The sequence below is a fragment of the Klebsiella ornithinolytica genome (assembly GCF_030505655.1).
In the GTDB taxonomy this organism is placed as follows: domain Bacteria; phylum Pseudomonadota; class Gammaproteobacteria; order Enterobacterales; family Enterobacteriaceae; genus Klebsiella; species Klebsiella ornithinolytica.
The window spans coordinates 2,836,074-2,849,509 of record NZ_CP130153.1 but is presented as its reverse complement, the minus strand read 5'-3'; the positions used below and the strand labels follow the sequence as shown (position 1 = coordinate 2,849,509).

Annotated in this window: 10 protein-coding genes and 1 riboswitch; of the genes, 6 read left to right on the top strand and 4 right to left on the bottom strand. The window is 58.2% G+C overall.

What is annotated here, in order from left to right:
- Positions 1–108 precede the first annotated feature (108 nt).
- The 3 genes from Q1L34_RS13685 to Q1L34_RS13675 all read right to left on the bottom strand — a co-directional run bounded on the left by Q1L34_RS13685 (position 109) and on the right by Q1L34_RS13675 (position 4,892).
- Positions 109–1,518 carry an MFS transporter gene (locus tag Q1L34_RS13685; protein ID WP_004861807.1) on the bottom strand — a complete coding sequence of 470 codons (1,410 nt, stop codon included), beginning with the start codon at positions 1,516–1,518 and terminating at the stop codon, positions 109–111.
- Positions 1,519–1,737: 219 nt separating this feature from the next.
- The gene (locus Q1L34_RS13680; RefSeq protein WP_327204102.1) at positions 1,738–2,760 is read right to left on the bottom strand and encodes an ABC transporter substrate-binding protein; all 1,023 of its coding nucleotides are present in this window, start codon (positions 2,758–2,760) and stop codon (positions 1,738–1,740) included.
- A gap of 8 nt (positions 2,761–2,768) precedes the next feature.
- Positions 2,769–4,892: a TonB-dependent receptor gene (locus tag Q1L34_RS13675; protein ID WP_015584361.1), complete on the bottom strand. Its 2,124-nt coding sequence runs from the start codon at positions 4,890–4,892 to the stop codon at positions 2,769–2,771.
- Positions 4,893–5,265: 373 nt separating this feature from the next.
- Between Q1L34_RS13675 and zapE the strand changes: the two genes are divergently transcribed.
- Entirely contained in the window at positions 5,266–6,291 is a 1,026-nt protein-coding gene (zapE, locus tag Q1L34_RS13670; RefSeq protein WP_080888731.1) for a cell division protein ZapE, read from the top strand.
- 51 nt (positions 6,292–6,342) lie between these two features.
- Here the strand turns inward: zapE and katG are convergent, their stop codons facing one another.
- A complete protein-coding gene (gene katG, locus Q1L34_RS13665) occupies positions 6,343–8,520 on the bottom strand; it encodes a catalase/peroxidase HPI (RefSeq protein ID WP_015584359.1) in 2,178 nt (725 codons plus the stop codon).
- A gap of 566 nt (positions 8,521–9,086) precedes the next feature.
- Positions 9,087–9,185: riboswitch (guanidine-I (ykkC/yxkD leader) on the top strand.
- A 56-nt stretch (positions 9,186–9,241) separates the two neighbouring features.
- On the opposite strand from katG, the gene Q1L34_RS13660 reads away from it, so the two are divergent.
- The 5 genes from Q1L34_RS13660 to Q1L34_RS13640 are packed head-to-tail and all read left to right on the top strand — an operon-like array spanning position 9,242 to position 13,295.
- Entirely contained in the window at positions 9,242–10,300 is a 1,059-nt protein-coding gene (locus Q1L34_RS13660) for a putative urea ABC transporter substrate-binding protein (RefSeq protein WP_004861822.1), read from the top strand.
- A 24-nt stretch (positions 10,301–10,324) separates the two neighbouring features.
- Positions 10,325–11,140, top strand: coding sequence for an ABC transporter permease (locus Q1L34_RS13655; RefSeq protein ID WP_327204101.1), 816 nt, complete (start codon positions 10,325–10,327; stop codon positions 11,138–11,140).
- The gene (locus tag Q1L34_RS13650) at positions 11,137–11,916 is read left to right on the top strand and encodes an ABC transporter ATP-binding protein (protein WP_004861827.1); all 780 of its coding nucleotides are present in this window, start codon (positions 11,137–11,139) and stop codon (positions 11,914–11,916) included. Before Q1L34_RS13655 ends, Q1L34_RS13650 begins: the two co-directional genes overlap by 4 nt.
- A gap of 4 nt (positions 11,917–11,920) precedes the next feature.
- Positions 11,921–12,649 carry an urea amidolyase associated protein UAAP1 gene (locus Q1L34_RS13645; protein ID WP_004861830.1) on the top strand — a complete coding sequence of 243 codons (729 nt, stop codon included), beginning with the start codon at positions 11,921–11,923 and terminating at the stop codon, positions 12,647–12,649.
- 10 nt (positions 12,650–12,659) lie between these two features.
- The gene (locus Q1L34_RS13640) at positions 12,660–13,295 is read left to right on the top strand and encodes an urea amidolyase associated protein UAAP2 (protein ID WP_004861833.1); all 636 of its coding nucleotides are present in this window, start codon (positions 12,660–12,662) and stop codon (positions 13,293–13,295) included.
- Positions 13,296–13,436: the final 141 nt, after the last annotated feature.

Genomic DNA, 13,436 nt, shown 5'->3' with positions numbered 1-13,436 from the left:
TGGGGCTCAATGGCATATTCATTTGGCAGACTACGGCTTAGTGCGCTGACGATTGCCCGCCAGGAGCCGACTGCGCCGCCGATAATCACCCGGCGGCGCAGCGGACAGTCAGATATTTTCCAGCTCGATACCGCGGGTTTTCGGGCCGTAAATACCCACCGAGAGCATCACCATCAGCATGCTGGCCACGATGAAGCTAATCACCCCCGGGGTGCCGGCGTATTGTAAAATCAGGCCGATCAGAAGGCTGGTGAGCGCCGTTGACAGGCGGCTGAACGAGTAGCAAAAGCCCACGGCTCTGGCGCGAATCCGCGTCGGGAAGATTTCCGCCTGGTAGGCATGATAGCTGATGGTCAGCCAGGCGTTGGACCAGGTAATCATAAACCCGCAGACAACCAGCATCACCGGGTTATTCTGCAGCGCAAACAGGGTACCGAACACCACCGTCATCAGCGCGGAAAGAACGATCTGCCACTTATTCTCAAACCGGTGGACAAAGCGGGTGCAGAACAAGCAGCCCAGCGGGTAGGCGAGAGTGATAAAAAAGGCGTACAGCAGGCTGTGGGTAATGCTCGCCCCCTGGCCGGAAAGCAGCGCCGGCAGCCAGTTGCCGAAGCCAAAAAAGCCGATCGCCTGAAAGAAATTCATCACCATCAGCATGAGGGTTCGTCTGCGGTATTCCGGCGCCCAGATCTCTTTAAAGGTTCCACTTTTGCGCTGCGCTTCCCGGGTGTCCGGGATATGCTGCGGCGAAGGCGTGACGCCACAGCGCCGCTCCATCTGACACATCACCGCGTGCGCATCCGCATGGCGACCTTTCACCTCCAGCCAGCGGGCCGACTCCGGCAATTTTTTGCGGATGACCCAAATGATCAGCGAACACAGTGCGCCAAAGATAATCACCCAGCGCCAGCCGCTCAGGCCGAACAGCGTCGTCGGGACCAGCATCCATGACATCAGCGCGACGGCGGGAACCGAGAGAAACTGGATAAAAAAGGCAAAGGCGAACGCTTTGTTGCGCAGATGGGTCGGGACCCATTCGCTCAGGTAGGTGTCGATGGTCACCAGTTCAATTCCCAGCCCAATACCAACCAGGAAGCGGCACAAGATGACCCCTTCGGCGCTGTTCTGGAAAGCCATCAGCAGTGAAAACGCGCCGTACCAGGCCAGCGCAAACATAAAGGTCAATCGGCGGCCCAGCTTGTCCGCCAGCGGCGCCAGCAGACTGGCGCCGATAAATAATCCGAAGAAGGTGGCCGAGGCAAATGAGGCCTGATCGGAGATGCCAAAAATGCCCTGTTGGTCGGTATGAAAAATATGTTCTGCCAGCAGTCCGGTACTGATATACCCGGTCTGAAAAAGATCGTAGAGCTCAAAGAAGCCGCCCAGCGCCAGCAGAGTAATAAACGACCACAGGCCGACAGAGGCAGGCAGGGCATCAATGCGGCGGGTTAAGCTGGAGTGGGGGTGTTCTGCGGGTGCAAAAGGCGCATCCCCCAGAACCTGGGTGGTAGACATATTATTATTTTCCTCAGATAAAATGTTTGCCTGCTAATGTTATTAGATTGTTAATGGTTTTAAATTTTTAATTCCTCTTTCCATGGGACTTCCACAGCAAAAAATCTCGCCGATATGCAAAATGTCTACTGGATACGCTGGTTTCTTCGTAGGGTGGCCGACGGATTTGAAGTAAATGACCATGACACCGGCGGCCAGCATGATGCGCTGAGCCGCTGCTTAGCGGCCCACTTTTACCTGCGGCGGCAGCGCCTGTAATATCCGCTCTGCTTCCGACCCGGTCAGTGAATAATCGAAAAAGCGCTGATAAAAATCGCGGGTGATGGCGATCATATCCAGATCGTTAAAACGCTGTGGTTGCAACCGTTTCGCCGCCCATTGGATCTGCAGCGCGCTTTCCGTGCCGTAGCGATCCCACGGGAACACGCCTGCCGGATTCTGCCAGACCTTGCCGTTTTTTACCGCCCGTAGCGGCGCGAACAGCTTGCCATAAGCCGAGTGCTGTAAATCGCCGCACCCGGCGCCGAGGATGATGATATCTGGCTGCCAGGCGAGCACTTTCTCCGGGGAAATTTCCTGCATATTGCCGGAGATTTCCGCCGCGGCGTTTCGCCCACCGGCCAGGTGAATCCAGGTATCGATTAGCGTATGGCTGCCGTCAACCTTAAGAGGCTTCAGCGACTGGATATGCAGCACCCGCGGCCGCTCGCCGTCCGTCAGACCCCGGTTGCGCTGAGCGGTGACGGCGATAACCTGTTGCAGATACCGGTTGTACGCCTGGGCCCTGGCCCGAACCTGGGGCGTATCGAAGACCGCTGCGGTGGTCTCTACGGCGTGGGCCAGCGACGGGTAGTCGGTAAAGTGCATTTCCATCACGGCTAATCCCGCCTGGCGATAGGCGTCCGCATCGCCATTGCCCTGCGCCACAAAGACCACCTGAGCATCGCGCGTCAGCAGCGCTTCGCTGGTGAAGTGGGGGCCGCGACTTATCAGCACCTGATTGAGCCGGGGAGCGATATGAAACATCCACGGGCGGCTATCCGGACGGTTAACCGTGGCGACGATACGGTCGCCGACGCCGAGCGTCATCAGCAGCGAGTGGTGCGCGAACCACCCCTCTGCCACCTGAGTCACCCGATCGGGCAATATCACCGGGTGCCCGGCATCGTCCGTCACCTGACGGTCGGCCAGCACCGGCAAAGCGAGTAGCAGCGAAAGCAGACCAGCGGCTATCTTTTTCATGTTGTTCCTCAGAAATCAAACTGTACTGACGCCGTCGCTTCGCGCGGTGCGCCGGGCTGAGCGCTGGCGTAACCTGCGCCGGTATAGCCTGTCAGCGCGCCGGGCACGATGTTGGTCCAGTAGTGGCGATTAGTAATGTTAGTAATTGCTAACCTGAAGGTGGTGTCGGTGCCAAACAGTCGGGTGCGGTAGTTGCTGCCGATATCCACGGTGGTATAGCTGGCGACCCAGCTGTCATTGGCATTATCCGTCGCCCGGCGCCCGACGTAGTGAATATTGCCGTTGACGTCGAGTCCAGGAACCGGGTCGATGCTGTAAATGGCCAGCAGGTTGGCGGTGAAGCGCGGCAGGCCGACAACCTGCTTATCATCGGCATCCGCGCTCGAGGTATTATGCAGACGCGGGTCGAGCCAGGTAGCGCCGCCGAACAGTCGCAGGTTAGAGGTGACGTGTCCGTCGGCCATCAGCTCCAGCCCGCGGTTTTTTTGCGTACCGTCTTCGGCAAAATCGCCGCTATCGTTGGTGTAGGCGAACGGACGTTCGGCCTGGAATAGCGCCGCGGTTAAGAGCAGGTCGCGGTGCGGGGCATATTTCGCGCCGACTTCCAGCTGATGGCTACGATAAGGGTCGAGAACCTCTCCGGCATTGCTGGCTCCGGCCGGCGCCGTGTCGCCCTGTTGCATGCTGTTTGCCCAGGTCGTGTAGAGCGTCACATTCTCCACCGGTTTATACATCAGACTGGCTGAGCCGCTGGTACCCCGGTCATCATGATTGCTGCTGCGATTTCCGCTTTTGTTGTAATTGTCGACGGTGAACAGGTTTTCGCTACCCGAGAGCAGCAGGCTCCACTGCGGGGTGAAAGTCAGCGTATCGCTCAGTAAAAAAACGTGCTGCGTGGTGGTGGCCGAATGATAGCGGTCGGTAAAGTCCGGGTAAGCAGGGCGGGCGTAATCCGGATTTTCCGCCAGCGAGGCGTGTCCCAGCGTTTGCGTCCCGCCGTTGCGTGGATTGTCGTTTTTCCACACGAAACCGCGCATGCCGACCGCCAGATCATGCTGCAGCCAGCCCGTCTCAACGCTGCCGGTAAGATTGGCAAGATAGCTGTTGATGGTAAAACGGCTGGCGGCAGAGTTGGCGGTTGTGGTGGTGTAATGGCCGCGATTGTCGGTGAGCGTATTGGTCACGGCGGTGGATTCGCGGTCGGCAATCTGGCGCAGTACGCCAATGTCCAGCAGCCAGTTACCGTCAAAATCATGCTTAATATGCAGGCTTCCGGTTGTGGTGGTGTCGTCGTTGCCGGCGTAGTACTGGCCATATTGGCTTTTGGTCGGATCCAGCGGTGACGGGAAACGGGTGCCTTTTGCGAGGGCAAAAGTGCCAGGAAGACCTTTTTGATAGAAGTGGTAGTAGCTGAAATTGCTCTCCAGCACCGTCTGGTCGGTCAGCTGGAAGTCGAGCGCCAGACCCGCATACTGGTTGCGCTGACGGCTACCGTGGGTATAGCTGCTGCCGTCCTGATCCCGCAGATTGAGGCGATATTTTACTCTGTCGGCCGCGTCAACCGGCCCGCTCAGGTCCAACGCGGCATTCGCGCCGGAGGCGGTCCCACCGCCAACGGTTACCCTGCGCAGCGGCACATCGGTAGGCCGTTTCGAGACCAGGTTAAACATGCCTGCCGGGTTCGCCGGGCCATATAACGCGCCGGCCATACCGTTCAGTACCTCAATGCGTTGAAACTGTTCAGCGGGGTACTCGGTGGTCGACACCACGTTCAGGCCATCAATCATGCTGTTCTGGACCACGCTGCCCTGCATACCGCGGGTTTGCGGACGAACGCCGTCGCCCTGGACGGAGGGCAGATAACGGTAGATATCTTTGACGCTGCTGGCCTGCACCTGGCGGGTCAGAGAGTCGGAGAGCGTCTGCACGGACCACGGAACGTTAATCAACTTCTGCTTGCCGAGGTTGCCTACCGTAGCCTGCTGTTCAGCGGCAGGCGTAACATCATCAAGGGATTGCGTAAGCGGTTCTGCGGTGACAACCAGGGTTTCTGCCGCATATACGGGCATCGCCGGCATAATGAGAGAACAGGGAATCATCCCGGTAAATAAAACGAGTTTATATGAGCGCATTAATTTTGAGTTCAGACGAATGAAAGCGGAATGAGGCGGGTAAAATCTCGTCTCTGTCTGAAGGGTACGGTTTTTATTTGTATGACAAAAAGATAAAAAACATCGCTGTATATGTCAATATATAACGTTGGTTTTTGTAGGTCGGCACAGTCAACCTGCTACTGAATAAACAATGCTATTTATCTGTTTTTGCAGGTTTTAGTCTGCTGATGTGCCCCTGAAGAGAGCGATGGATTTTTTTCAGGTCCGCGAGAGGTATAAAACCGTTGTGCTGCAGATAAGCTTGTTATTGTCGTTCAGGGAAGGTGTAATTGATGAGGATTCCTCATCTTTTTCCGGGGCAGATGCGCCGGTAACACCACGAAGAGCGAAAATGACGCAAGGAATGACTGAATTCAGGTTTACTTCGTTTATGGCGCAGCGGGCTCAGGAGCTGGCGTTGGCCCTTGATGCAGATCAGCAGGCGCTGGTTAATCAACTGGACACGCTGGGGAGCGGACTGACCTCAGGCAAGGCCGCCGGCGCCAAAGGGCTGTACGTCTGGGGGCGTACCGGGCGCGGCAAAAGTTTTATTATCGATCATTTCTTTACCAGCCTGCCGCTGGCGGAAAAGCGCCGGGTGCATTTCCACTATTTCTTTCGCGAACTGCATCAGCGGCTGAACGCGCAGCCCGCGCTAACCCTGCCTGAGGTGCTGGCACAGATGACCGACGGCTGTCGACTCCTGTGTTTTGATGAGTTCCATCTGCACGATCCGGGCGACGCCATGTTGGTGAAAGCGCTGCTTACGCTGCTGTTCCAACGCGGCATCATTCTGCTGGCTACCTCCAACTATCCCCCGGATCAATTACTGGCTAACCCGCTGTATCACGAACGTTTTGTGCCGTCGATTGCGCTGATCAAACAGCACATGACGATAGCCGCGCTCAATGGTGAAGAGGATTACCGGGCGCGCCATGCGCCGGCGGAAAATCCATTCTGCCGCGGGAGGTTTCTGGTGCAGCCCTCTGCACAAACCCGCCAGCGACTTGAACTACCGGATCCCTGCGTCAGCGCGCAGCCGCTGCAGGTGGGCTATCGTACGCTGCACGCCGCCTCTGCGCCGGCGCATTTTCTGCATTTCACCTTCAACCAACTGTGCATGGCGGCGACATCGGTGATGGATTATCTGGTGCTCTGTGAACGGCATGAGCGCTGGCTGCTGGATGCGGTTCCGCCTTTGCGTCAGGCAGGCCCGGCGGCGCAGCAGCGTTTTATTAATCTGGTGGATGTGCTCTATGAAAAGCAGTGTCAGCTGATCGTGGTGGCTGCCTGCGGACTGAGCGAACTGGTGGCGGATGTCGAACAGGAAGATATTCAGCGTACCTACAGCCGGTTATTGCAGCTGGGGAAAACATAAGAGGGGAAGGGGAAAAGCCCCGGCGGGCGTAGCGCCAGCCGGGGAGGGAGATTACAGATCGTAACGGTCGAGGTTCATCACTTTGGTCCAGGCCGCAACAAAGTCCTTAACCAGTTTCTCCTGAGCATCCTGGCAGGCGTAAACTTCCGCCAGCGCCCGCAGGACTGAGTTCGAACCGAAGACCAGGTCGGCGCGGGTCGCGGTGTACTTGCTCTCACCGCTCTGACGATCGCGGCCTTCGAACAGTTCGCCCTGCTCGTCGGTAGCGTTCCAGACGGTGGCCATGCTGAGTAAGTTGACGAAGAAGTCATTGCTCAGGACGCCGACGCGATCGGTGAAGACCCCGTGCTGGCTGCCATCATAGTTGGCGCCCAGCACCCGCAGGCCGCCCACCAGCACCGTCATTTCCGGCGCGGTCAGCGTCAGCTGCTGGGCTTTATCCAGCAGCAGCGTTTCTGTCGAGACGCCACCTTCGATACGGCGATAGTTACGGAAACCATCCGCCAGCGGTTCCAGCAGATCGAAGGACTCGATATCCGTCTGATCCTGACGAGCATCCACCCGGCCCGGCGCGAACGGTACGCTGACCTGCACACCGGCAGCCGCAGCGGCCTGTTCGACACCCACGACGCCTGCCAGCACGATGATATCGGCCAGCGACGCTTTACCCGAGGCTTTCTGAATGGCCTGCAGCGTCGGCAGCACTTTTGCAGCAACGGCGTTCACCGGCCACGATTTCTGCGGATCCAGCGCCAGACGCGCACCGTTAGCCCCGCCGCGTTTGTCTCCGCCGCGGAAGGTGGAGGCAGAGGCCCAGGCCACCGACACCAGCTCGCTGACCGACAGTCCGGCATCGGCGATGGCGGTCTTCAGCGTCGCAATATCCGCCGGCGTTGGGTTATGGATGGCGGCCGGTAACGGATCCTGCCAGATCAGGTCTTCTTTCGGCACTTCCGGTCCGAGGTAGCGCGATTTTGGCCCCATATCGCGGTGGATCAGTTTGAACCAGGCGCGGGCGAAGGCTTCATTAAAGGCCTGCGGATCGTTGAGGAAGCGACGGGAAATCTTGCCGAATTCCGGGTCAAAGCGCAGCGTCAGGTCGGTAACCAGCATGGTCGGCTTGCGTTTTTTCTCCGGATCGAACGGATCGGGGATCAGGTCCGGGGCGTCTTTAGCTTCGAACTGAATAGCGCCAGCCGGGCTGCGGGTCTGGACCCACTCGTATTTGAACAGGTTCTCGAAGAAGTAGTTGCTCCACTGGGTCGGGGTCTGTGTCCAGACCACTTCCAGACCTGAGGTGATCGCATCGGGACCGGCTCCGCTGCCGTAGCTGTTTGACCAGCCGAGGCCCTGCGCTTCAATCGGTGCGGCTTCAGGTTCTGGGCCTACGTGAGTGGTTACCGCTGCGCCGTGGGTTTTACCGAGAGTATGACCGCCGGCAATCAGCGCGACGATCTCTTCATCGTCCATTGCCATGTTGCCGAAGGTGGCACGAATGGCGGCGGCGGCGGAGAGCGGGTCGCCGCTGGCGTTCGGGCCTTCCGGGTTAACGTAGATCAGGCCCATTTCGGTGGCCCCCAGCGGCTGTTGCGCCAGGCTTTCCGGGTGACGATGTTCGAGCCAGGCCTTTTCATGGCCCCAGTCCACGTCCAGATCCGGTTCCCAGACATCTTCACGACCGGCGCCGAAACCGAAGGTGCGGAAACCGGCGTTTTCCAGCGCGACGTTACCGGCCAGCATATAGAGGTCGGCCCAGGAGATTTTCTGGCCGTATTTTTGTTTTACCGGCCACAGCAGGCGACGGGCTTTATCGAGGCTGACGTTATCCGGCCAGGAGTTCAGCGGCGCAAAGCGCTGCTGTCCACGGCCTGCGCCACCGCGACCGTCAACGGTACGATAGGTGCCTGCACCGTGCCAGGCCATACGAATAAACAGCCCGATGTAGCTGCCCCAGTCTGCCGGCCACCACTCCTGCGAATCGGTCAGCAGCGCTCTCAGGTCTGCCTTCAGCGCGGCATAGTCGAGTTTTTTGAACTCTTCACGGTAGTTAAAGTCTTCGCCGAGGGGATTTGAGCGGTTGGAATGCTGGTTCAGCAGGTCCACGCGGAGTTGATTAGGCCACCAGTCGCGGTTGGCGGTGCCGCCACCGGCACTTTGTGTGGGCTTCCCTGCGTGAAAAGGGCACTTCCCGGCGGATGCGTTGTTAGATGAATCGTTAGACGTGCTCATATCAGGCTCCGTTTGCTTTTGTGAATGCCATTACGATATACACTGCAACCAATAAGTGATACTTGAAAGAATCTACGGAATTAATAGTTATATCCTTTTAACAACAGGTGACAAAGAAATCCATAAAAAATTTGTGGATTAAAGCCAAAATACGTAAAGCAGCTTACGTATTTTCTTATTAGCTAATCAGTATAGGACACTGTAGCGAAGCCTCTGGTGATAAAAGCAGCGGTTGCAAAAAAAGCTAAGCAGGTGAATTCTGGTCATTTACTGGTTTCCGTCGCGACGACAAGAAATAAGATTACCGCGGTCGAGTTCCTCCGTTTATATAACCCGGTAGTGCTTGCAAAATGTGCCCGGGCCTGTTTTTGCTTGATTGCCTGCGGCGGGTTGTCGGTCGCACAGATGACCTGCACCAAAGTTACGCATTGCCCCAAAACCACTCCCCATTGTGGTGTGATGCCACGCTACTTTCAGCTATCTCACTGAATTAAAAAGAACAATTTTCTGGCATGCCCTTTGCACTCAATACATCAGAAGGCAGCGCAACAGACAATCAAGATGATCCAATAGCTGGCTAGGGTTCCGGTTCACGCAGGTGAATGTCTGGTCCGAGAGCTGGCGACCTCTGCGAGGTTACACGGCGGGACAAAAGCCCGGGAGACAGCAGCACCGTCAGGTGTCGCGCTGCTCCTGTTTTTGTGCCAACCAGAGGTTCATAATGAAGACATCCCGTGTAATCCGCTCGTTCATGCTGTCGCTGGCGCTGCTGGCCAGTTTCCCTTCCTTTGCCGCCGTAAAAAAAGAGTTCAACGTCTGCTGGACGATCTATGCCGGCTGGATGCCCTGGGGCGCCATCAGCAACGAAAAAATTATTGATAAATGGGCCGCGAAATACGGCATCAAAATCAATATCGTCCAACTCAACGACTATATCGAGTCGATTAATCAGTACACCGCCGGTCAGTTTGATGGCTGCACCATGACCAACATGGATGCGCTGACGATCCCCGCAGCGGGCGGCGTCGATACCACCGCGCTTATTACCGGCAGCTATTCCGACGGCAATGACGGCGTGGTGCTCAAAGGCAGCGCTAAAACGTTAGCCGATCTGAAAGGGATGCAGGTCTATCTCCCTGAGCTGTCGGTTTCGCACTATCTGCTGGTTCGCGGTCTGGAGAAGGCCGGTCTGCAGGAGAAAGATGTCAAAGTGGTGAATACCTCCGATGCCGATATTGTCTCCGCTTTTGGCACCAGCAGCGTCCGCGCCGCCGTGGCGTGGAACCCGCAGCTGTCGGCGATTAAAAAGACCCCGCAGACCAGCGAAGTCTTTAGCTCAGCGCAGGTTCCCGGCGAGCTTATCGACATGATGGTGGTCAACACGCAAACCCTGAAAGATAACCCCGCGCTGGGTAAAGCCCTGACCGGCGCATGGTTTGAGATGATGGCCAAAATGCATGCCGGAGATGCCCAGGCGCTAAACGCGATGGCGGCAGATTCCGGCACCGATCTTGCTGGCTACCAGGCGCAGCTGAAAACGACCCACTTGTTCTGGACCGCCGCCGAAACCCTGACATTCATCTCCAGCCCGGAGCTGGCAAAAACCATGCAGCGCGTGGCGCAGTTTTCATTTGATAAAGGGCTATTGGGTGAAGGGGCGCAAAGCGCCGACTTCATTGGCATGCGCTTCCCCGGCGACGTCACCGTCGGCGATAGCGCCAATACCCGACTGCGCTTCGACGATAGCTATCTGAAAATGGCCGCCGCCGGCCAGCTGTAATCATTGATGACGGGAGTGAACGCCATGCGCCAAATTAACCGCCATCCACAGCAGGGCATGCGGCTGATGCTATTGCTGCTGCCCTTTGTGTTGCTGATCGCCGCCTGGTTTATCGGCTCCGCTATTCGCCTTGAGGCTAACCCGCAGGACAAGCTGCTGCCCGGTCTGTCGCAGATGGCGGCGGCCGTCGAGCGGATGGCGTTTACGCCGGACAAACGCAGCGGCGAATACCTGCTGTGGGGCGATACGCTGATCAGCCTGACCCGCCTGCTCATTGGGCTGGCGGTGTCCGCGCTGATTGGCCTGAACATCGGGATCGTTGCCGGCGTGTTTCCGCTCTATCGCGCGGCGCTGTCGCCGTTGATGACCGTGGTCTCGATGGTACCGCCGCTGGCGATCCTGCCGGTACTGTTTATCGTCTTCGGTCTCGATGAACTCTCTAAGGTGATGCTGATCGTGATTGGCATCACGCCGATGCTGGCGCGCGATCTTGAACAGCGGGCGCGGGAAATCCCGGCGGAACTGTTTATCAAAGCCCAAACCCTCGGCGCCAACAGCTGGACGGTGGTCCTGCGGGTGGTCCTGCCGCAGCTGCTGTCCCGTCTGATCACCTCGCTGCGTTTGCTGCTGGGATCGGCCTGGCTGTTTCTGATATCGGCGGAGGCGATTTCCGCTACCGCCGGGCTGGGCTACCGCATTTTCCTCGTGCGGCGTTACATGGCGATGGATGTGATCATCCCCTATGTCATCTGGATAACCCTGCTGGCCTGGCTGATGGATCTGGGGCTGCGCCAGCTGCATAAAGTCTGCTTCCCGTGGGCCGAAGGAGGCCGGACATGAGTTTTATCCGCATCAACAATATCTGGCAGGAGTACGGCGACCATGTGGTGCTGGAGCGCATCAATTTAGAGGTCAAAGAGGGGGAGTTTTGTTCAATGGTCGGCGCTTCCGGCTGCGGGAAATCCACCTTTTTGCGCCTGCTGCTGGGGCAGGAGCAACCGACCCGGGGGGCGATTACGCTCGACGGTCAGCCGCTGGCTCCCGAGCCGGATCGCAGCCGCGGCGTGGTGTTTCAACGTTATTCGGTCTTCCCGCACCTGAGCGTGCTGGATAACGTGACCGTCGGTCTGGAGCTGCCATCTTCGCCGTGCTTTGGCCGTCTGTTCGGTGCCCGCAAGCGCGCTGCCCGCGAACAGGCGGCACAGATGCTGGACAAAGTGGGGCTCGCCCACGCCCTGGACCGCTATCCGGCACAGCTGTCCGGCGGGATGCAGCAGCGGCTGGCGATCGCCCAGGCCTTTGTGATGCAGCCGCGGGTTCTGCTGCTCGACGAACCTTTCGGCGCGCTCGACCCCGGTATCCGTAAAGATATGCACGCACTGCTGCTCCAGCTGTGGAGCGAAACGCGAATGACGGTCTTTATGGTCACCCACGATCTGGCCGAAGGATTCAACCTCGGCACTCGTCTGCTGGTCTTCGATAAGGTACGCCACGACCCGCAGGCTCCCAACGCCTATGGCGCGCGCATTACCTACGATATTCCGCTTAATGAGACCCGGATGTCGCAGATGCTCAGCACCGGTACCGATAACAATGTCTATGCCTTAAGGAGATAGCCCGATGACAGCGCTTTTTCATACCTCACCAAATCTGCGCGAAGAATTTTTGCCGGGCGGGGGCCATACCTCGTTCATTTTACGCCGTGGACAGATCCTGCGTTTGACCGACATCGAGGGCGGTGCGAACGTCAGCATGATGATGCTCAACCCGCACGAGAAAAGCGAGCGCCTGAACCTGCCGGACACCCTCAAGGGACAGCACACCGCGCGACTGACGGCCGGACACTGTTTCTACTCCGATATGGGGCGGGTACTGGCGGGCATTATCGCCGATAGCTGCGGCTGGCACGATCCGTTCGGCGGGGTGCTCAATGCGCAAGAGACGGAAGAAAAATATGGTGCCGGTCGCTACCAGGAACTGCGCAACACCTTCCATCGCAACGGCACCGATAATCTGCTGGTCGAAATGGGCAAATGGGATCTCGGCCTTGAGGATCTGCTGATGGTGGTCAACTTGTTCAGCAAAGTCACCGTCGACAGCGAAGGGCGCTTTCAGTTTTGTGCGGGCCATTCCACCCCGGGTAGCTACGTTGAACTGTTCGCGCCGATGGATGTACTGATGGTCCTCACCGCGCTGCCGCATCCGATGAACCCGTCTGACGAATATGCTCCTCGTCCGGTCCAGCTGGACTGGTATCAGGCCGACGATGAGCAGGCGGCGGTCGAATCGCTGTTTACCCGCGATGAAAACCAGCGCGCCTTCACCAACACCCACCTGTTCGCCCTTTGAGGAGCCTGCGATGAGCCTTGTGACCAGTACCCGTAACCCCGCCGATGCCGTCTATCGCCACGTGATTCCCGCAGGCGAACCCTGGCTGTTCGAAATCAAAAAGGGGCAGACCCTGCGCCTGCTCGATCTGGAAGGCAACCAGGCTGTCGATACCCTGTTTTATTGCGCCGACAGCCCACGCGAGCGTTACGATCCGCAGCGCACGCTGCGCCGCCAGGGCAACGCCTACCTGACGACCGGCAGCGTGCTGTACTCCAACCTCGGGAATCCGCTGTTGACCATCGTGGCCGATACCTGCGGGCGCCACGACACCCTCGGGGGGGCCTGCGCGCAGGAGAGCAACACCGTGCGCTATGCGCTGGATAAACGCTACATGCATAGCTGTCGGGATAATTTTCTCTGCGCCTGTCTGCATGACGGCCGGCTGCATAAGCGTGATATTGGCGCCAATATCAACTTTTTTATGAACGTTCCGGTGACGGAAGCCGGCGGCCTGACTTTTGAAGACGGGATCTCTGGCGCCGGGAAGTACGTCGAGCTGCGCGCGGAGCGCAACGTGATCGTCCTGATCTCCAACTGCCCGCAGCTGAATAACCCCTGCAACGGCTGGAATCCGACGCCGGCGGAGGTGCTGGTATGGAACTGACCCGTTGGCAGCGCTGGCGCCTGCTGGCCTGGCGTCTGTTTGCCGTTCGCGCCGACCGCCTGTTAAGCACACCTTCGCGCAAGCCCTGAATGCTTGTGCGCCTCGGGGACGGCCCCGGGGACGTCGAATTTTTTGGCGGGA